Genomic DNA, 17670 nt, shown 5'->3' on the forward strand with positions numbered 1-17670 from the left:
GTTCCTGCCTTTCCTGAAAGTTCCCGCGAGGTCGTCAATTGCCAAAGCTGAAGCGGAAAGGCACCGCCATGGCGCACGGCTGCCCGCCGCAGCGGCCCGGCGTATATTTGGCCAGCATCAGCACCGAGGCCACCATTTCCCCCGCCTGGCGGCTCGGCACTTTCAGCAGGGCCACGCTCCTGGGCGTGCCCTGCTCATCCACGTTGACGTTGGCGTGTATCTCGCCAACCTTGTCCAGGCGGCCGACCACGCCGCTGAGCGTGCGTGACAGCTCGGCATTGCCATTCGCCAGGTAGGGCGGCACATCGTCTTCCTGCAAGACGGGATAGTAGGCATGCTTCACCACGCGCTGCTGGTCGGGCGTCAGCCTGGCATACGATTTTTCAGGCGGCACGATATAGCCGGAAGCGGCCACGTCCGCCAGATGCGAGCCTACCGAAGCCTGGTGATGCTTGACCTGGAAGCGCTGCGTCGATATCGGCGCCACTTCCTTGCCGCTCAGCAGGAAACTGCCGTTGAAACGGCCTTTCAGCACCTGCCCGTTGGGATAGAGGATTTCGCCGTCGCCGTGCGGCTTGCCCTGGTGCCATTGGCCCTTGTAGCTGCCGCCCAGCGCAAAGACCATGGTGCCGCTGCCTTCCGGCCAGCCGGCCGACGTTGCGCCCTGCTGCCACGCGCCTTCGTAGCGGTCGCCATATGGCGCAAAAAACTTCACGTCGCCCGCCACACGGCCCTGCTCAAACCTGGCCACCAGCTTGTTTTTGTCCGCAAACACGATGATGGCCGCGCCATGCAGCAGGCCGTCGCGATAGCTGCCGTCATGCAGGCTGCCGTCGGCCCATTGCGCAATGCCCTTGCCCTCTGGCGTCCCTTTGCTCAGCGTGCCCTCGTAACGCTCCGTTTCCTTGCCGGCCAGGCTCCATTGCAATGCACCGGGACCGCTGGCGTAGCCGTCCTTGCATGCGCCGTTCCAGTCGGGCGTGTGTCCGGCCACGCGGGGGTTCGTGGCGATGCGGCAATCGTCCCGGCCCACATAGGCCGGTTCGGCAGCAGCGGCAAGTCCGCTACACAGCAGCATGGCAATGGCGACACGTGTTTTCATGGATGATCCAAATAATTAAATGACAATGGTAGCATCCGGATCAGGCACAAAATACGTACTTTATTGCATGCGGATCACTACAGCTTCTGCTGCAGGAATTCGAGGAAGCAGCTGATGCGCTGCGCCAGTTGCGTATTGCGGTAGTAGACGGCGTGGATCTGCTGGCGGTAGCCCGTAGAGAACGGCTGCAGCACTTTCACCAGGCGGCCGGCGGCGATGTCGTCACGCGTCATGAAGTCGGACAGGCAGACGATGCCCTGGTCGTGCAGGGCCAGCTGGCGCAGGGTTTCGCCGCTGGAGGCGGCCAGCGCGGGCACGATCTGCAAGCTGTTGCCCGCCTCGTGGCGCAGCGGCCAGTTGTTGCCCAGCTCGTACTGCGCAAAGCCCAGCAGCGCGTGGCCGGACAACGCTTCCGGCGTGGCCGGCGTGCCGTGGCGCGCCAGGTAGGCGGGCGTGGCCAGCACGTGCAGCGGGCTGGCGCTCAGGGCGCGCGCATGCAGGGTCGAGTCGACCAGCGCGCCGATGCGGATGGCGATATCGGTGCGGTGTTCCAGCAGGTCGGCGATCTGGTCGTTGCTGGTCAGCTCCAGGCGGATCTCCGGATACAGGGCGCGAAATTCGGCCACGTGCGGCACCACGCAGTGCAGCATGAAGGGCGAGGCGGCGTCGACGCACAGGCGCCCGGCCGGCTTCTGGCGGCGGATGCGGATCGATTCTTCCACGTCTTCCATCGAGGCGAGGATGGCGCGGGCCTTTTCCAGGAACAGCTGGCCCTCTTCCGTCAGCTCCATGCGCCGCGTCGTGCGCGTCAGCAGCGAGGTGGCCAGCTTGTCTTCCAGCCGCGACAGGGCGCGGCTGACGCCCGAGGTGGTTTGTCCCAGGTGTACGGCGGCCGCGCTCAGGGTGCCGCTGTCGATGACGGTGACGAAGATTTTCAGGTCATCCGAATTGATATCCATTGTTGCCTTATTACTCCCGTACTATTGCCGCATTGTTGCGCGATTTTCACATATCACGCCATTATAATGGAACGATGGCAACAGTGAAGGCAGGCGCCAACGTCAGGCAACGTAGAACAAAATGGCGACAAAATGGCAGCTACTGCCGGCCAGCACGAACAGGTGCCAGATGCCGTGGCCATGGCGCAGCTTGTGGTCGGTGGCGTAAAAGACGATGCCGCCCGTGTAGCACAGGCCGCCAGCGACCAGCCACAGGAAACCGTTCCATTCCAGCGCCGCCAGCAGCGGATTGATGCCGATGACGATCAGCCAGCCCATGGCCACGTAAATCACCAGCGACAGGATGCGCGCGCCGCTGGCATACAGGTATTCCTGCACGATGCCGATCAGCGCCAGCCCCCAGACGACGCCGAACAGCGACCAGCCCCACGGTCCGCGCAGGGTCACCAGCATGAAAGGGGTATAAGTGCCGGCGATGAGCAGGTAGATGGCGCAGTGGTCGAGCCGCTGCAGCACGGCCTTGGCCTTGCCGCGCACGCTGTGGTACAGGGTGGATGTCAGGTACAGCGTGAGCAGCATGGCCGCATACACGCTGCAGCTAACGATTTTCCATGGGTCGCCCGTGCGGGCCGCCACGACAATCAGGAAGATGCCGCCGATGGCCGCCAGCGCGGCGCCCACCGTATGGGAAATGCTGTTGAAGCGTTCACCGTGGTACATGCTTAAGCCGGGCGTACACGGACGCAGCAAAATGCCGGGGTCGGACCCGCCGGGACTCTGCGTCCCCGTCCGACCCCGACCCTTGCGTTGGGGGCGTCAATCAAGCCTCTTCCGCCTTCTTGCGTGCCGGACGGCGTGCCGGCGTCTTGCGTGGCGCCTTGGCCGGCTTGTCTTCCGCTACAGGCGCGATTTCCACCGGTGCGGCTTCGACGACAGGAGCCGATTCCACGACATCGACCGCTTTCTTGGCCGGCTTCTTCGCCGCTGCCGCCTTGCGGGCCGGCGTGCGCGGCTTGGCCTTCGGTTTCGCTTCCACTACCGCTTCGGCGACGACTTCCACTACCGGCTCAGGCTCAGGCATGGTTTCCAGCACCGGCGCCACTTCGACGGCGGCGGCTTCGGCACGCGCTTCGCGGGCGCCATCGCCATTCTTGCGGCCGCCACGGCCGTTGCGGCGCGAACCGCGCTTGGCGCTGCCTTCTTCAGCCACCACATCGGCGGCCGCTTCGGCCACCTGGTGCGGCACTTCCGGCTGCGGCGCCGGCGCATACTGTTCGACAACGGCTGTTTCCGCGTCGGCCACGGGCACGAAAGCCTGTGGCGCTTCGTTGCGGCGATGCTCGTTCTGCTTGCGGCCACCACGGCCATTGCGGCGCGACTCGCGGCGGCTGCCGCCTTCGCGGTTGCCCTCTTCCGCCGTCACGGCCGTGTCGCCGGCGATGGCCGCTTCGCTGGCCACCTCGCCGTTCAGGACGGCCGGCACGGCCACCAGGCCGCTGCTGCGGTAGACATAGGCGCCCGATTTTTCATCGCGGCCAAATTCCAGCAAGCCGCGCGCCTGCGCTTCTTCCAGCAGGTTGCCGAAGGTGCGGAAGCCGTAGTAGGACTCGCTGAAGTCCGGCTTGCGGCGCTTGATCGCTTCTTTCAGCATCGAGGCCCAGATCTTGCCGCTGTCGCCGCGTTCGGAGACCAGCGCGTCGAAGGTCTCGACGGCCATCTCGATCGCTTCCGTCTTGCGCGACTCGTATTTTTCCTTGCGGCGCACTTCCTCGTCCGGCGAGCGCTTGGCGGCCGGCGTGTCGCGCGCGTCGCGCTTGGCGGCCGTGCGGCGGCTTTCGCGCACCAGGTCATCGTAGAAAATGAATTCGTCGCAATTGGCCACCAGCAGGTCGGAGGTCGACTGCTTGACGCCCACGCCGATCACCTGCTTGGCGTTCTCGCGCAGCTTCGACACGAGCGGCGAAAAATCGGAATCGCCGCTGATGATGACGAAGGTATTGACGTGGGCCTTGGTGTAGCACAGGTCCAGCGCATCGACCACCAGGCGGATGTCGGCCGAATTCTTGCCGGACTGGCGCACGTGGGGAATTTCGATCAGCTCAAAGTTCGCCTCGTGCATGGTGCCCTTGAAGCTTTTATAGCGGTCCCAGTCGCAATACGCCTTCTTGACGACGATACTGCCCTTGAGCAACAAGCGTTCCAGGATAGGTTTGATATCGAATTTTTCGTAGTTTGCATCTCGCACGCCGAGCGCGACGTTTTCAAAGTCGCAAAACACGGCCATGCTGAGGTTTTCTGGGGATGACGCCATAAGGGTGAATTCTCGCTGGATGATAAGGGCGGGCGGGAAGCGCAAGGCCTCCCTTTTCCCCTAGTATATTCGCCCGCCCCCCGTTTCGGCGACAACTATCGTGCGCGGACCCTTAATCGGCGCCGCCGGCGGCGCTGGCGCCCGGGCCGGGGCCGCCTGGCCACACCACGCTGGCATCGACGCAATACAGGTGGCAGGGCGTGCTGCTGCGCCGCTGGCAGGAAGCGAGCGCCCGGTAGTCGGGGCTTTCGCCCTCCTCCGCCCAGCCCCAGGCGCCGCTTTCCGACAGGGCAAAGGCGCGCGGCGCCGTCTTGTCGAGGAATGCCCGGTAGGCGGCGCGCCCCGGCTCCGTCAGGTAGGGCACGGCGGCGATGTCGTCCAGCAGCGCGAAATGCGTCTCGGCCGGCGGCGGCGGGTCGATCACGCTATACACCCGGCGCACCGGCATGCCGATTTCTTGCAGGAAGCGCAAGGTGGCGGGCAGCCAGACCGCCACGCCGTCGCGGCTGCCCAGGGTCAGGTGGGCGTCGCGCTTGAACGGTCCGTAGGCCAACAGTTCACCGCGGCCGCCGGAACCGGCAAACGAATTGAATAGCCGCCGCGCCAGCGCCGGCCCGAAATAGGAATCGTTGGCGCCATACAGCCACAGGCTGGGAATGCGGTTGTAGGCGCCCAGGGTGGCGAAGGCCCGCGTCAGCGAGGCTTGCCAGTCGCAGCCGGGCATATCGACGCGCAGGCCGCCGGAGAAATTGAGCACGCCGCGCACGCCGGGCAGCGCCCTGGTGGCCAGCGCCAGCGCGGCCATGCCGCCATACGACTGGCCCGCGACGACGATGCGCTGCGGGTCGACCCAGCGCTGGCGGCGCGCATACGCCAGCGCGGCCAGCACGTCGCGCGCCTGGCCTTGCGCATTGCCCAGCATGTCGCAGCCGAAATCGCGGTAGTTCCCCGTGGACTGGGCATAGCCAGCGCGCATGGGCAGCATCACCGCATAGCCGCGGCGCACGAATTCGGTGGCCATGTAGATGAAGCGCTCGCGCGCCTGCAGCTTGGCCGGCCCCGCCTGTTTGCCGTGGTTCATCAGCAGCAGGGGAAACGGGCCGGGGCCGCTGGGGCGAAACACCGTTGTTTCCAGCACTTCCCGCATGCCGTCGCCGGCTGGCACCATGATGATCTGCTCGTTCAAGCGGGCGTCGAGCGGCAATGACGCAGACTGGGCGTGCAGGCACAGACAAGGCAAGCCCAGCAGCAAACCCGGGAGAAGATGGCGAACAAGGGTGAAAATGGCAGGCTCCGTGCGAGATTTCCCAGCCAGTCTAGACAGTGAAACGGCTCGGCACAATATTAAAAAGTTACGGAGAGCAACTTTTTTTGCGGCCATCGCCCACGTTAAAAATGTTGCCTTGCACCAAGCACATCTTGCCCGCATGGGTGTAAACTAGACGCATTCTGAAGGAGTTGCCATGTCCATATCCGCCCTCACCACCGGTACCTCGGGGCTGACCGCCAACCAGCGCGCGCTGGACGTGGCCGCCAACAATATCGCCAATGCGAATACGCCCGGCTTCCAGCCGCAGAAAGCCGAATTCCAGGAAAACAGCCCCGCCGGCACGGGCGTCACCCTCTCTGTCGAAGGGCGCAAGCTGGCCGCCACGGAAAGCGTCAGCGGCGCTACCGCGAATGCCGCCAAGGCGGCCGAAAGCCGCCCGAACGGCGTCGGCCTGGCCTCCGAACTGACGGATAACCTGGTCTACAAGGCCGGTTTCAACCTGTCGGCGAATGTCGTCAAGGCAGCCGACCAGGCGCTGGGCAGCCTGATCGACGTGAAAACTTGAACCCTGCGGCTATCGATCAGATAGCCTGATTTTTCAGTTCCAGCAGCAAAGGCGCCATGGCCGGCGTGATCAGCGCCAGCAGCCGTTCGGCGGGAATGCCGTCGCGCGCCTGCACCGACAGGCCGTGCAGCAGCGCCGCATAATAGTCGCCCAGCGCCTGCACGTCCGCCTCCTTCTTCAACTCCCCGGCCAGCTGCGCCGCGCGCAAGCGCTCGATGACGGCTTGCGTGCGCGCGCGGCGGTGCTGCGCCAGCCAGTCGGCGATGCCGGCATTTTCCGCGCTCGTATTCGTGGCGGCCGTGACCACCATGCAGCCTTGCGGCTGGCCGCTGCGCGTGTACAGCAGCACGGCTTCTTCCAGCATGCGCGCCACGGCGTCGCGCACATTCAGGCTGGCCGCCAGCGCGTGCACGGCAAACGCGCCCTCGCCCGTTTCATACAATGCCACGGCTTCGCGGAACAGCTGTTCCTTCGAACCGAACGCGGCATAGATGCGCGCCGAGGCGATGCCCAGCGCCGCCACCAGGTCGGCCATCGACACGCCTTCGTAGCCACGCGTCCAGAATGCATCGCGCGCCTTTTCCAGCGCCAGCGCGCGGTCAAATTCCCTCGGTCTTCCTGCCATTTTCATCCTCTGCTTGCAAACTGGCGGCCAGTATAACGCCTGGCGCCGGCCACGCGTTCGCCAATTATTTTGCATCGACGCCTTGACCGCGCCAGAAATTTCCCCTATTCTTTGTCGATCGACAAACAATAGGAGCCGATATGAAAACCATCCAAGGACCGAGCCTGCACCTGGCCCAATTCGCCGCCGACACGGCGCCCTTCAACACCCTGCCCGCCATCGCCGAATGGGCGGCCGGCATGGGCTTCAAGGCCCTGCAGATTCCCGCCTGGGATGCGCGCCTGTTCGACCTGGCGCAGGCCGCGCACAGTCAGCAATACTGCGATGAACTGGTCGCCATGCTGGCCGGCCATGGCCTGGTCATCAGCGAATTGACGACACACATCCTCGGCCAACTGGTGGCCGTGCACCCGGCCTATGACGCGCTGTGCGACAGCTTCGCGCCGGCGCACCTGCATGGCCAGCCGGCAGCACGCACGGCGTGGGCCATCGAGCAGGTAAAACTGGCGGCCATGGCCTCGAAGCGACTGGGCCTGACGGACATGGGCACGTTTTCCGGCTCGTTCGCCTGGCCATATTTATTCCCGTTCCCGCAGCGCCCGCCCGGCCTGATCGAGACGGCCTTCGATGAACTGGCGCGCCGCTGGCTGCCCATCCTCGACGTGTGCGAGGAACAGGGCATCAACCTGTGCTATGAAATCCACCCCAGCGAAGACCTGCATGACGGCATCAGCTTCGAGATGTTTTACGAGCGCGTCGGCCGCCATCCGCGCTGCAAGATGCTGTTCGACCCCAGCCACTTCGTGCTGCAGCAGCTGAACTACCTGGAATTCATCGATATTTATAAAGACCACATCCGCATGTTCCATGTGAAGGATGCGGAGTTCAATCCGACGGGACGGCAAGGCATCTATGGCGGCTACCAGTCATGGGAAAACCGCGCCGGGCGTTTCCGCTCGCTGGGCGATGGCCAAGTCGACTTCAAGGCGATCTTCTCGAAGATGGCGCAAAACGATTACGCGGGCTGGGCCACCCTGGAATGGGAATGCTGCCTGAAGGACCAGGAAACGGGCGCGCGCGAAGGCGTGGCCTTCATCAATGCCCACATCATTCCCGTCACCGACAAAATCTTTGACGACTTCGCCGGCGCCCCCGTCAGCGCAGAGCAGATCCATACCCTGCTGGGCATCCAGCACAACTAATCAAGGAAACAATATGAACGACTTCATTCACGATTACGTCCGCATCGACGGCCAGCGCCTGCATTGCGTGATTGCCGGCGAAGGCCAGCCCGTACTGCTGATCCCCGGCTGGCCGCAAACCTGGTACGCCTGGCGCCACGTGATGGCGGCGCTGGCAGCGAATGGCTACCAGGCCATCGCCATCGATCCGCCCGGCAGCGGCCACTCCGACCGCCCCGCCGGCGGCTACGACACGGGCACCGTGGCGGCCACCCTGCACCGTTCCATGCTGGCCCTTGGCCACACGCGGTATGACGTCGTCGGCCACGACATCGGCATGTGGGTCGGCTATGCGCTGGCCAGCGATTTCCCGCAGGCCGTGACGAAACTGGCGCTGACGGAAGCCGTGATTCCCGGCCTGGCGCCCGCGCCGCCCATTTTTGTCGCACCATCCGACAACATCTTCCTGTGGCATTTCATGTTCAACCAGGTACTGGATTTGCCGGAAATGCTCACGGCCGGCAAGGAACGCGAATACATCCGCTTCATCTTCGACCGCTGGTCGTACCGGCGCGACCAGGTGGCCGTCGACGTGTATGCCGACGCCTACGCCACGCCGGGCGCCCTGCGCGCCGGCTTCGCCTACTACCGGGCGATTCCCGAAACCATCCGGCAAAACCTGGAGCGGGCGAAAACAAGCCTGGCGATGCCGGTGCTGGCCATCGGCGCCGACCATGCGACCAACGATGCGCCGCTGCTGACCATGCAGGGCAAGGCGGACGATCTGCAAGGCGCCATCGTCGCCGAATGCGGCCACTTCATCATGGAAGAACAGCCGGACGCGTTCATCGGCCACCTGCTGCCCTTCCTGGCGGGAGAAAAGTCAGGAAACAACGCATGAGCCTTGACCCGCTGATCGCCGCCTGGCTGGAACAGACAAAAGATGCGCCGCCGCCCGCCTCGCTGGCGGAGCTGCGCGCCGCCACGGAAACGGGCTTGCGCCAGCTGCATGGGCCATTGGAAGATGTCGCGGCCATCAGGGATTACGTGCTGCCGGGCGAGCATGCGCTGACCGTGCGCGCCTATGTGCCAGCCGGTGCGGACACGGACCAGCCCTTGCCCGCCATCGTCTTCGCGCATGGCGGCGGATGGTGTCTGTGCTCGCTGGACCTGTACGACAACCCGTGCCGCGCACTGGCCAACGCCACGGGCTGCGTGGTCTTTTCCGTCGATTACCGGCTGGCGCCCGAGCACAAGTTCCCCGTGCCGCTGGTGGATTTCTACACGGCGTTGTGCTGGGTCGCCGAACATGCGGCGGCGCTGGGCATCGATGCACGGCGACTGGCCGTGGCAGGCGATAGCGCGGGCGGCAACCTGGCTGCGGCCGCCGCCCTCATGGCGCGCGACCAAGCCGGTCCCGCGCTGGCGCACCAGCTGCTGCTGTACCCGGCGCTGGATTTCGCCTTCGACACGCCGTCCTACCAGCGTCATGCGGAAGGCTTTTCATTGACGCGGGAAGCCATGCGCTTTTGCTGGTCGGCCTACCTGAACGCACCGGCCGACGGCATGCAGCCTTACGCGGCTCCGCTGCGGGCCGTTTCGCTCAAGAACCTGCCGCCGGCAACCGTGCTGGTATGCGAATACGATCCGTTGCACGACGAGGGCGCGGCGTATGCCCAGCGCCTGCGCGACGGCGGCGTGGCGGCCGATTGCGTGCAGCTCGACGGCATGATCCACGCGTCCATGCACATGCTGGGCTTGACGCCACAGGCGCGGGGATTGTTCGACGTGGCGGGACTGGCGATGAGGAAAGCAATGGCAATGTAAAAAATCCGCCGCTGGGGATGGCTCCACGGCGGCGGATCTTGTTACTCCACCAGCTTGCGCACCTCGATGCCCTTGAGCCATTTCACATGGCGCGGCCCCGTGCGGATGTCTTTTGCCGAGATCAGGGCGATTTCACCGTCGTTGTCGTCGAGGGCCTTGCCGTTTTTCTCGTAGTAGACGACCACGCCCTCGCCGGCCGGCGCGTTATACAGCTCGCCCCAGGAAAACACCACCGCGTAGCCATCGGTGGCGGTGGCGATGATGGCGATCTTCTTGACGTCGTTGTGGCCCGGCGCGTCCAGCACCGCCTGGTCGAGAATGTCGCGCAGGCGCACGCCCTTGTAGCTGGTGATGCTCTCGGCCTTGTCGCCGTTGTGGCGCGTCACGGCAAGCGCGCCGCCATGCGCCGGCGGCAGCTTGCGCAAGTCGGCCACTGTCAGGGTCAATGGCGTTTCCACCATGCCCGTCACGCCAAGTGAGTGGCTCATATTGTCGCGCGCCGGCGGCGGAGCGCCAGCCCACGCGGGAGGTGCCGCCAGCAGCGTAGCCACAGTGCAGGCGACGAAAATCTTCTTGAACATATTAAATCCTTTCATGGAGCAGTCAAAAAATCAGAACTGATACTGCGCATTGGCCAGCCAGGTGCGACCCGCGCTGGGAAAACCGTCAGCCAGCGCGTAGTTGCGGTCGGCCAGGTTGCTGACGCCCGCTTCCAGGCTGAAGGCCGGCAAGGGGCGAACCACGGCCTTCAGGTTCACCGTGGCGTAGCCGCCCAGTTGCACGGTGTTCGAGACCCAGCGCCCGCTGTTCGCTTCCGCGGTGGCTACCACGTCGACCTGGCGCGCCGCGTGCAGCACGGCGTGCGCCGTCAGCTTGTGGCGCGGCACGTCTGTCAGGCGGGTGGCGCGGTCGCTGACATTTTTCATGTCGATGTAGGTGTAGTTGCCGCCGAAGTCCAGCCAGGCGCCCGCGCGTCCGCGCAGGCCCAGTTCCACGCCGCTGATGTGCGCCCTGCCCGCGTTGCGCATCTGCGCGCGCACGCCCGCCACATTCGCCACGCTCTGGATCTTGTCCTTCACGTCGCTGTAAAACACGGCGGCCTCCAGCGCCAGCCCACGCAAGATGGCCTGATAGCCCACTTCATAATTGAGCGCTTTCTCGGCGCGCAGGTCCGGGTTTTCAATATACGTGCCCAGGCGCTGCGAATAACGGTCCTTCAGGGTCGGCAGGCGTGACTTGCGCGCCACGGTGGCATACACCTTCGCCTCTGGATGCAAGGTGTGGAACAGGCCCGCCTGCACATCCGTGGCCGCCTGATTGCCTGGCAAGATATAGGCATTGCCGGCGCTGTACACGGTGTCCGGGCGCAGCGCGTTGTGCGACACCCCCAGCGACAGCTGCGTCGTCCCGCTGAGGGCGATGCTGTCTTCCGCGCCCAGGGTCCACAGGGCATCCTGGTACCAGGTGGTGCGCACGTCCTTGGCGTCGAGTTCCTGGTGTTCGTCGGCCTTGTAGCTGGCCACAAAACGCAGGCTGTGCGCGGCCAGGCGCAGCGATTCAAGTTCCACCGCGCCGCCGTTCGTGCGGTCGTTATAGATGCTGCGACCGCCGCTGACGCTGCCCTGGCCGCTGGTTTTCAGGGTCGTGTAGCTGCCGTTCGTGTACGAGGTGATTTCATTGTCGTAGCTGTCATGGTACAGGCGTAACTTGAGGCGCTCGGCCTCGCCCAGGCGCGTCTGCGACACCAAATACACGCTTTCCTTGTTCCAGTACGGCCACTGCCAGTAGCGCGCGCCCACGGGATTCGTCGATGGCGGCTGGCCCTTTTCGCCATGCTGCTTGTAGTAGCTGAGGGCGTATTCATCGCCACCCACAGGCGTGTAGCCCACCTTGAACGACAGCTTATGATCCTTGCGGTACGCATTGTTGCGCATGCCGCCATCTTCCGTGGCCGTCGGGCGGAAATCGGACGACAGGGGGAAACCATCGCTGTCGATCCAGGACACGCCCGCCTGCAGATACCACAGGCCCTGGTTGGTGCCCACGTTGGCCGACATCTGGCGCTCGCTGCCCGCGCCGAATCCGACGGACGCATCACCTTCCATCAACGCCACGGGTTTGCGCGACACCAGGTTGATGGCGCCGCCCAGGGTATTGGCGCCATACGCCACGGAACTGAAGCCCTTGGCCACCTGGATGGCCGCCAGGTCGCTCGTTGTAAAACGGTTGAAGTCGACATAGCCGTCATACGGCACGTAGACGGGAATGCCGTCGATGTACAGCGGCACCTGGCGCGCATCGAAGCCGCGGATGGCCACGGTTTTCTCGTTGCGCGCATTGGTCGACAGCGTCACGCCGGACAACAAGTTCAAGGCGTCGCCCACGTTGTCGCGGTTGAAGCGGCGCATCTCGGCGCGGTTCACTTGCGAGCCCACCTGCTGTTCCGCTTGACCTGCCTGTTCGCGCTGGCCGATCACCGTGACCGTGCCCAGCACGAATGGCGCCGCCTCCGCGTCTTCCCTGCCGGCGGCCTGCTGCGCCAGCACCAGCACCACGGCGCCTGCCATTACCTGTCTCAACATCGTCGTTATTCTTTCTTCCTCGTTATATATCGCTTTATATAGCGATATGCAAAAAAGTACAAAAAAGCAGCCGCGCATGCGGCGGCCGTCACCAAACATCGCAATATACAGACGTATATAACGATGCTCAAGCAGCAAGACCATAAACCGCTGCGCAGGTCAATTTTCGGGAAAAATTCATGCACAATTTCATGCACTGCACCATTTCGCTGTGCGAACGAATGTTTCACAAAACGATTGACATGCGAAATTTGGCTAGGCAAACTGGTTTCCAGGGAGCGTGACAATGAATGCAAATATGACAAATATTCAAGCCGCAACGGATCCGGAACTCATCGTCTTCAGCGACGACGAGGAAGGCAAGGACCGCCAGTTCGTCAACGCGCTGGCGCGGGGACTGGAAGTGCTGCGCTGCTTCCGTCCCGGCGAAGTCTTCCTGTCGAATGCCGAGATGGCCAAGCGCACGGGCATCCCGAAGCCGACCATCTCTCGCCTCACCTACACCCTCACCAAACTCGGCTACCTGAACTACTCGGACAGCCTGGGCAAGTACCAGCTGGGCGCCGGCGTGCTGGCCCTCGGCTACCGCATGCTGTCGAACCTGGATGTGCGCAAGATGGCGCGCCCGCTGATGGAAGAACTGGCCGAACATGCGCAAGCCTCTGTCTCGCTGGGCACGCGCGACCGCCTCAGCATGGTCTACGTGGAGACGTGCCGCAGCAGCGCCAACGTCACCCTGCGCCTCGATGTCGGCTCGCGCATCCCCCTGATGACGACGGCCATGGGCAAGGCCCTGCTGTGCATCCTGCCGCAGGCCGAGCGCGACTACCTGATGGACCACGCCAGGGTGCACGAGACGGAGCGCTGGCCGCGCATCAAGGCCGGCATCGAACAAGGCTTCAAGGATTACCAGGACCGGGGCTTTTGCATCTCGGCCGGCGAGTGGCAGAACGACGTGCATGCCGTGGGCGTACCCATGCTGGGCGCGGACGGCGAACAGGTGATGGCCTTCAATTGCGGCGGCCCCGCCTTTTTGCTGTCGCGTGAAAAACTCGAATCCGAGCTGGGACCGCGCCTGGTGGCCCTCGTCAGGACAGTGGAAAAAAACCTGGGCCGCGGTTAGACTGCGCGCCCCCTTTCAACGATAGCTCAAATCAAAGCGCCGAGGAAACCGATGATACGCGACGAAGAAACCCTGAACATCCTGCTCGACAGCATTGCCCGCTTCGTGCGCGAAGTGCTGGTGCCGAACGAGGCGCTGGTAGCCGAAACGGACACGATTCCACCCGCCATCGTGGCGCAGATGCGCGAACTGGGCCTGTTCGGCCTGTCCATCCCGGAAGCCTACGGCGGCCTGGAACTGAGCATGGAAGAGGAAGTGCGCGTCGCCTTTGAAATCGCCCGCACCTCACCCGCCTTCCGTTCGCTGATCGGCACGAACAACGGCATCGGCTCGCAAGGCATCGTCATCGACGGCACGGAAGCGCAAAAACAATATTACCTGCCCAAGCTGGCTGCCGGCGAGATCATCGGCTCGTTCGCCCTGACGGAAGCGGGATCAGGATCGGATGCGGCCTCGCTGCGCACCACGGCCGTGCGCGACGGCGACTTCTATATCCTCAACGGCAGCAAGCGCTATATCACCAACGCGCCCGAAGCGAGCATTTTTACCGTCATGGCGCGCACGGACCCCGTCAAGCGGGGCGCCTCGGCCATTTCCGCCTTCATCGTGGAAAAGGATACGCCGGGCCTCTCGCTGGGGAAAATCGACAAGAAGATGGGCCAGCAAGGCGCGCATACCTGCGACGTGATCTTTGAAAACTGCCGCGTCCCGGCCGCGAACGTCATAGGCGGCAATGAAGGCGTGGGTTTTAAAACGGCCATGAAAGTGCTCGACAAGGGCCGCCTGCACATCGCCGCCGTCTGCGTGGGCGCGGCCGAACGCATGCTGGCCGACGCCCTGGCCTACGCCATGGAACGCCAGCAGTTCGGCCAGCCCATCGCCGAATTCCAGCTGATCCAGGCCATGCTGGCCGACAGCAAGGCCGAGATTTACGCGGCGCGCAGCATGGTGCTGGACGCGGCGCGCCGGCGCGACAACAAGGAAGACATTTCGACGGAAGCGTCGTGCTGCAAGCTGTTCGCCTCCGAAATGTGCGGCCGGGTGGCTGACCGCTCGGTGCAGATCCACGGCGGCGCCGGCTACATCAGCGAATACGCGGCCGAGCGCTTCTACCGCGACGTGCGCCTGTTCCGCATCTACGAAGGCACGACGCAGATCCAGCAGATCGTCATCGCCCGCAACATGATCAAGGCAGCGCAAAAGTGAAGGAGGCCGTCATGGACATCCCTGCCCTGCTGGCCGGCTTGCCGGCGCGCCTGTCGGCCATCCCCGCCCACTGGGCCGCGCGCACGCCGGACGCGCCGGCGCTGCACGAAGGGGGCCGCAGCTGGACGTATGCGCAGCTGCGGCACAGCGTGGAAAGCGCTGCGCAGCTGCTGCGCCAGCTGGACGTGCGCGCTGGCGACCGCCTGATGGTGGTAGGCGAGAACAGCGCGCTGCAGGTGGCGCTGATCTTCGCGGCCGCCAGCATCGATGCGTGGATCGTCAACGTCAATGCGCGGCTGTCGGCACGCGAGATCGACACCATCGCCGAACACAGCTCCGCGCGGCGCGTGCTGTTCCTGGCCGGCGCCTCGCCGGAAGCGGGCGCGCATGCGGCACGTCTGGGCGCGGCCAGCGCCACCGTCGATGGCATGGGTCAGCTGCTGGCGGGCGCCTTGAACGAGACGGCCATCGTGGAAGACACGCTTCCCGGCAACGAGCAGGTGGCCGCGCTGATCTACACGACGGGCACGACGGGGCAGTCGAAAGGCGTGATGCTCACGCACCGCAACCTGCTGTTCATCGCCGCCGTTTCCAGCACCCTGCGCGGCTTGAGCAGCACCGACCGCGCCTACGGCGTGCTGCCGATTTCGCACGTGTACGGCCTGGCCTCGGTGGCCCTGGGCACCCTGTATGCGGGCGCCGCGCTGTACCTGGTGCCGCGTTTTTCCGTTGACGGCCTGCTGTCGGCCATGCAGCATGACGGCTTGACCATCGTCCAGGGCGTGCCCGCCATGTACGCCAAGCTGCTGCAGACCCTGGGCGGCGCCGAGACTCCCCTGCCCACACGGCTGCGCTTTGCCTATGCGGGCGGCTCGCCGCTGGCGCCGTCGCTCAAGCACGACGTGGAAAAGCTGCTGGGCACCGCACTGCACAATGGCTATGGCATGACGGAAAGCGCGCCCACCATCAGCCAGACGCGCCTGGAAGCGCCGCGTGTTGATGATTCCGTCGGCACGCCGATTCCCGGCGTGGACGTGCGCGTCGTCAGCCTCGATGGCGGGGACGTGGCGCCGGGCGAGCCGGGCGAACTGTGGATACGCGGGCCGAACGTCATGGCCGGCTATTACCGCGAGCCGGCCATGACGGCGGCCACCATGCGCGATGGCGGCTGGCTCAATACGGGCGACATGGCGCGCCAGGAAGCCGACGGCGCCCTGTTCATCGTCGGGCGCACCAAGGAACTGATCATCCGCTCCGGCTTCAATGTGTATCCGCTGGAAGTGGAAACGGCGCTGAACGCCCATCCGTCCGTGGTGCAGTCCGCCGTGGTGGGCCGCACTGTGGCCGATGGCAACGAAGACGTCATCGCCTACGTGGAGCTGGACCCGCAGCACCCCGTGACGGTGCAGGCCTTGCAGCAATACCTGGCGCAGACCCTGTCGCCCTACAAATGCCCGTCGGCCATCATCGTCATGGAAGCCCTGCCGGCGGCGGCCACCGGCAAGATTTTAAAGGGGCAGCTGCGGCAAATGGCGCAGAATGCACTGTAAGTTGGACCATGCTGTATCAGACCCGACAATAAAACCCATGCGGGTCGCCTTGCCGGCACCGATCCTGGCGCCGGCAAACCAAGCCACATCACCGGAGGAGACACGATGAAACGCACATACACACGCATCGCCATGGCAGCGCTGGTCGCCAGCGCCTGGATGACGCAAGCCAGCGCCGACGAATTCCTGGTCGGCGCGGAAATCCCCCTGACGGGCAACCTGGCGCGGGTTGGCGCCGGCATGCAGGAAGGCATCATGGTCGCGGCCGAAGTGTTCAACAAGACCAACGGCAAGCACACGATCAAGATCGTCACCGTCGACGACGAATCGGCGCCGGCCAAGGCCATCGCCGCCGTGGAAAAACTGGCCAGCCAGGGCGTGGTGGCCATCACGGGCGGCTATGGCTCGAACAATATCTCGCCCGCCTCGGACACGGCGAACAAGCTGGGCCTCGTCTACATCACGTCGGGCGGCGTGGACGACAGCCTGGTGGCCAGCGGGCGCAAGAATTTTTTCCGCATCAATAACACGGCCGGCTACGAAAAAGCCATGCTGGGCATGCTTGCCGACGTGGGCGCGAAGTCCGTCTCCATCATCTACTCGACCAAGGACGCCACCACGGGCCTGGCCAAGGACGTGGAAAAAGCCCTGGCGGCCAAGGGCGTGAAAGTGACGACGCACTCGTTCGACCCGGCCATCACCGACTTCAAGCCCATCATCAACAAGATCAAGCTGCAGGACAAATCCGAAGTGGTGGCCATGGTCGGCTATGAAAACGACTACGTGGGCATCATCCGCGCCGCGCGCGTGCTGAAACCGAAAATCAAGGCCATGGTGGGCGTGTGGTCGCTGGCCACGCCAAAGATGGCGGCCGATTTTCCCGACCTGATGCCGAACGTGTTCGGCACGGCCCTGCTGCCCTTCCCCACGGAATTCAAGACGGCCGACGGCAAGGCCTTCAGCGACGCCTACAAGCAACTGTACAAGAAGGAGCCCGACTACCTGGGCCAGTTCGGCTACGTGCAGTCGATGCTGCTGTTCGAGGCGATCGCGCGCGCCGCCGACAAGGGCACCATCAAGAAAGGCGGCGTGGCCGAGGAAATGCGCAAGACGGACCGCGAAACCCTGATCGGCCGGGTGCAGTTTGCCGCCAACGGCGACAACCAGAACTTCGTGCACCGCATGGCGCAGCACCAGGACAAGAAAGTGGTGATCGTCTGGCCCAAGGACCAGGCCACGGGCAAGCTGGCCTATCCGGCCGTGCCCTGGTAAGCCGCAGCCTCCCGCTGCACACGCGCGTGCCCCGGCACGCACCGATGAACGGCATCCCTGGCGCATCCCTTGCGATGCGCCAGGGGTGCCTGACGGG

At 64.5% G+C, this 17670-nt stretch carries 16 protein-coding genes; 8 read left to right on the forward strand and 8 right to left on the reverse strand.

Annotation, left to right across the window (positions count from 1 at the left end):
- Window positions 1-34 precede the first annotated feature (34 nt).
- From ACQ4WR_RS10210 to ACQ4WR_RS10230, 5 genes are all read right to left on the reverse strand, one after another.
- Window positions 35-1102, reverse strand: a complete 1068-nt coding sequence (locus ACQ4WR_RS10210; protein WP_436487026.1) for an MORN repeat-containing protein — start codon at window positions 1100-1102, stop codon at window positions 35-37.
- Window positions 1103-1179: 77 nt separating this feature from the next.
- Window positions 1180-2061 carry a LysR family transcriptional regulator gene (locus tag ACQ4WR_RS10215; RefSeq protein ID WP_102297991.1) on the reverse strand — a complete coding sequence of 294 codons (882 nt, stop codon included), beginning with the start codon at window positions 2059-2061 and terminating at the stop codon, window positions 1180-1182.
- 102 nt (window positions 2062-2163) lie between these two features.
- Window positions 2164-2781 carry a PAQR family membrane homeostasis protein TrhA gene (gene trhA / locus ACQ4WR_RS10220; RefSeq protein ID WP_436487028.1) on the reverse strand — a complete coding sequence of 206 codons (618 nt, stop codon included), beginning with the start codon at window positions 2779-2781 and terminating at the stop codon, window positions 2164-2166.
- 100 nt (window positions 2782-2881) lie between these two features.
- Window positions 2882-4372 (reverse strand): NYN domain-containing protein, encoded by a 1491-nt coding sequence (locus ACQ4WR_RS10225; protein ID WP_436487030.1) that lies wholly within the window; start codon window positions 4370-4372, stop codon window positions 2882-2884.
- A gap of 112 nt (window positions 4373-4484) precedes the next feature.
- Window positions 4485-5558 (reverse strand): alpha/beta hydrolase family protein, encoded by a 1074-nt coding sequence (locus ACQ4WR_RS10230; protein WP_436487031.1) that lies wholly within the window; start codon window positions 5556-5558, stop codon window positions 4485-4487.
- Window positions 5559-5835: 277 nt separating this feature from the next.
- Here ACQ4WR_RS10230 and ACQ4WR_RS10235 point away from each other — a divergent pair, with 277 nt between their 5' ends.
- The gene (locus ACQ4WR_RS10235; RefSeq protein WP_102297981.1) at window positions 5836-6207 is read left to right on the forward strand and encodes a flagellar basal body protein; all 372 of its coding nucleotides are present in this window, start codon (window positions 5836-5838) and stop codon (window positions 6205-6207) included.
- A gap of 16 nt (window positions 6208-6223) precedes the next feature.
- On the opposite strand, the gene ACQ4WR_RS10240 is transcribed toward ACQ4WR_RS10235, so the two are convergent.
- Window positions 6224-6832 carry a TetR/AcrR family transcriptional regulator gene (locus ACQ4WR_RS10240; RefSeq protein WP_102298022.1) on the reverse strand — a complete coding sequence of 203 codons (609 nt, stop codon included), beginning with the start codon at window positions 6830-6832 and terminating at the stop codon, window positions 6224-6226.
- A gap of 140 nt (window positions 6833-6972) precedes the next feature.
- Between ACQ4WR_RS10240 and ACQ4WR_RS10245 the strand changes: the two genes are divergently transcribed.
- The 3 genes from ACQ4WR_RS10245 to ACQ4WR_RS10255 are packed head-to-tail and all read left to right on the forward strand — an operon-like array spanning window position 6973 to window position 9840.
- Window positions 6973-8034 (forward strand): sugar phosphate isomerase/epimerase family protein, encoded by a 1062-nt coding sequence (locus tag ACQ4WR_RS10245; protein ID WP_102297978.1) that lies wholly within the window; start codon window positions 6973-6975, stop codon window positions 8032-8034.
- A 13-nt stretch (window positions 8035-8047) separates the two neighbouring features.
- Window positions 8048-8914 (forward strand): alpha/beta fold hydrolase, encoded by an 867-nt coding sequence (locus tag ACQ4WR_RS10250; protein ID WP_102297976.1) that lies wholly within the window; start codon window positions 8048-8050, stop codon window positions 8912-8914.
- On the forward strand, window positions 8911-9840 hold the full coding sequence (locus tag ACQ4WR_RS10255; RefSeq protein WP_436487033.1) for an alpha/beta hydrolase: 930 nt from the start codon (window positions 8911-8913) through the stop codon (window positions 9838-9840). Before ACQ4WR_RS10250 ends, ACQ4WR_RS10255 begins: the two co-directional genes overlap by 4 nt.
- Window positions 9841-9881: 41 nt before the next feature.
- Here the strand turns inward: ACQ4WR_RS10255 and ACQ4WR_RS10260 are convergent, their stop codons facing one another.
- Together ACQ4WR_RS10260 and ACQ4WR_RS10265 are read right to left on the reverse strand one after the other, a co-directional pair.
- Window positions 9882-10421, reverse strand: coding sequence for a molybdopterin-dependent oxidoreductase (locus ACQ4WR_RS10260; protein ID WP_436487035.1), 540 nt, complete (start codon window positions 10419-10421; stop codon window positions 9882-9884).
- Window positions 10422-10451: 30 nt separating this feature from the next.
- The gene (locus ACQ4WR_RS10265; protein ID WP_436487036.1) at window positions 10452-12422 is read right to left on the reverse strand and encodes a TonB-dependent receptor plug domain-containing protein; all 1971 of its coding nucleotides are present in this window, start codon (window positions 12420-12422) and stop codon (window positions 10452-10454) included.
- 298 nt (window positions 12423-12720) lie between these two features.
- On the opposite strand from ACQ4WR_RS10265, the gene ACQ4WR_RS10270 reads away from it, so the two are divergent.
- The 4 genes from ACQ4WR_RS10270 to ACQ4WR_RS10285 all read left to right on the forward strand — a co-directional run bounded on the left by ACQ4WR_RS10270 (window position 12721) and on the right by ACQ4WR_RS10285 (window position 17573).
- Window positions 12721-13545 (forward strand): IclR family transcriptional regulator, encoded by an 825-nt coding sequence (locus tag ACQ4WR_RS10270; RefSeq protein ID WP_102298589.1) that lies wholly within the window; start codon window positions 12721-12723, stop codon window positions 13543-13545.
- Window positions 13546-13596: 51 nt separating this feature from the next.
- Window positions 13597-14751, forward strand: coding sequence for an acyl-CoA dehydrogenase family protein (locus tag ACQ4WR_RS10275; RefSeq protein WP_436487039.1), 1155 nt, complete (start codon window positions 13597-13599; stop codon window positions 14749-14751).
- Between the two features lie 11 nt (window positions 14752-14762).
- A complete protein-coding gene (locus ACQ4WR_RS10280; protein ID WP_436487040.1) occupies window positions 14763-16301 on the forward strand; it encodes a class I adenylate-forming enzyme family protein in 1539 nt (512 codons plus the stop codon).
- A 105-nt stretch (window positions 16302-16406) separates the two neighbouring features.
- On the forward strand, window positions 16407-17573 hold the full coding sequence (locus tag ACQ4WR_RS10285) for an ABC transporter substrate-binding protein (RefSeq protein ID WP_436487042.1): 1167 nt from the start codon (window positions 16407-16409) through the stop codon (window positions 17571-17573).
- Window positions 17574-17670: the final 97 nt, after the last annotated feature.

Source organism: Janthinobacterium amylolyticum (assembly GCF_051380655.1).
Classification (GTDB): Bacteria; Pseudomonadota; Gammaproteobacteria; order Burkholderiales; family Burkholderiaceae_D; genus Janthinobacterium.

Coding starts and splice junctions, on each gene's coding strand:
- ACQ4WR_RS10270 (WP_102298589.1), top strand. CDS start 12,721: ATGACAAATATTCAAGCCGCAACGGATCCGGAACTCATCGTCTTCAGC.
- ACQ4WR_RS10280 (WP_436487040.1), top strand. CDS start 14,763: ATGGACATCCCTGCCCTGCTGGCCGGCTTGCCGGCGCGCCTGTCGGCC.
- ACQ4WR_RS10215 (WP_102297991.1), bottom strand. CDS start 2,061: ATGGATATCAATTCGGATGACCTGAAAATCTTCGTCACCGTCATCGAC.
- ACQ4WR_RS10260 (WP_436487035.1), bottom strand. CDS start 10,421: ATGTTCAAGAAGATTTTCGTCGCCTGCACTGTGGCTACGCTGCTGGCG.
- ACQ4WR_RS10225 (WP_436487030.1), bottom strand. CDS start 4,372: ATGGCGTCATCCCCAGAAAACCTCAGCATGGCCGTGTTTTGCGACTTT.
- ACQ4WR_RS10285 (WP_436487042.1), top strand. CDS start 16,407: ATGAAACGCACATACACACGCATCGCCATGGCAGCGCTGGTCGCCAGC.
- ACQ4WR_RS10240 (WP_102298022.1), bottom strand. CDS start 6,832: ATGGCAGGAAGACCGAGGGAATTTGACCGCGCGCTGGCGCTGGAAAAG.
- ACQ4WR_RS10235 (WP_102297981.1), top strand. CDS start 5,836: ATGTCCATATCCGCCCTCACCACCGGTACCTCGGGGCTGACCGCCAAC.
- ACQ4WR_RS10275 (WP_436487039.1), top strand. CDS start 13,597: ATGATACGCGACGAAGAAACCCTGAACATCCTGCTCGACAGCATTGCC.
- ACQ4WR_RS10245 (WP_102297978.1), top strand. CDS start 6,973: ATGAAAACCATCCAAGGACCGAGCCTGCACCTGGCCCAATTCGCCGCC.
- ACQ4WR_RS10255 (WP_436487033.1), top strand. CDS start 8,911: ATGAGCCTTGACCCGCTGATCGCCGCCTGGCTGGAACAGACAAAAGAT.
- ACQ4WR_RS10265 (WP_436487036.1), bottom strand. CDS start 12,422: ATGTTGAGACAGGTAATGGCAGGCGCCGTGGTGCTGGTGCTGGCGCAG.
- ACQ4WR_RS10250 (WP_102297976.1), top strand. CDS start 8,048: ATGAACGACTTCATTCACGATTACGTCCGCATCGACGGCCAGCGCCTG.
- trhA (WP_436487028.1), bottom strand. CDS start 2,781: ATGTACCACGGTGAACGCTTCAACAGCATTTCCCATACGGTGGGCGCC.
- ACQ4WR_RS10210 (WP_436487026.1), bottom strand. CDS start 1,102: ATGAAAACACGTGTCGCCATTGCCATGCTGCTGTGTAGCGGACTTGCC.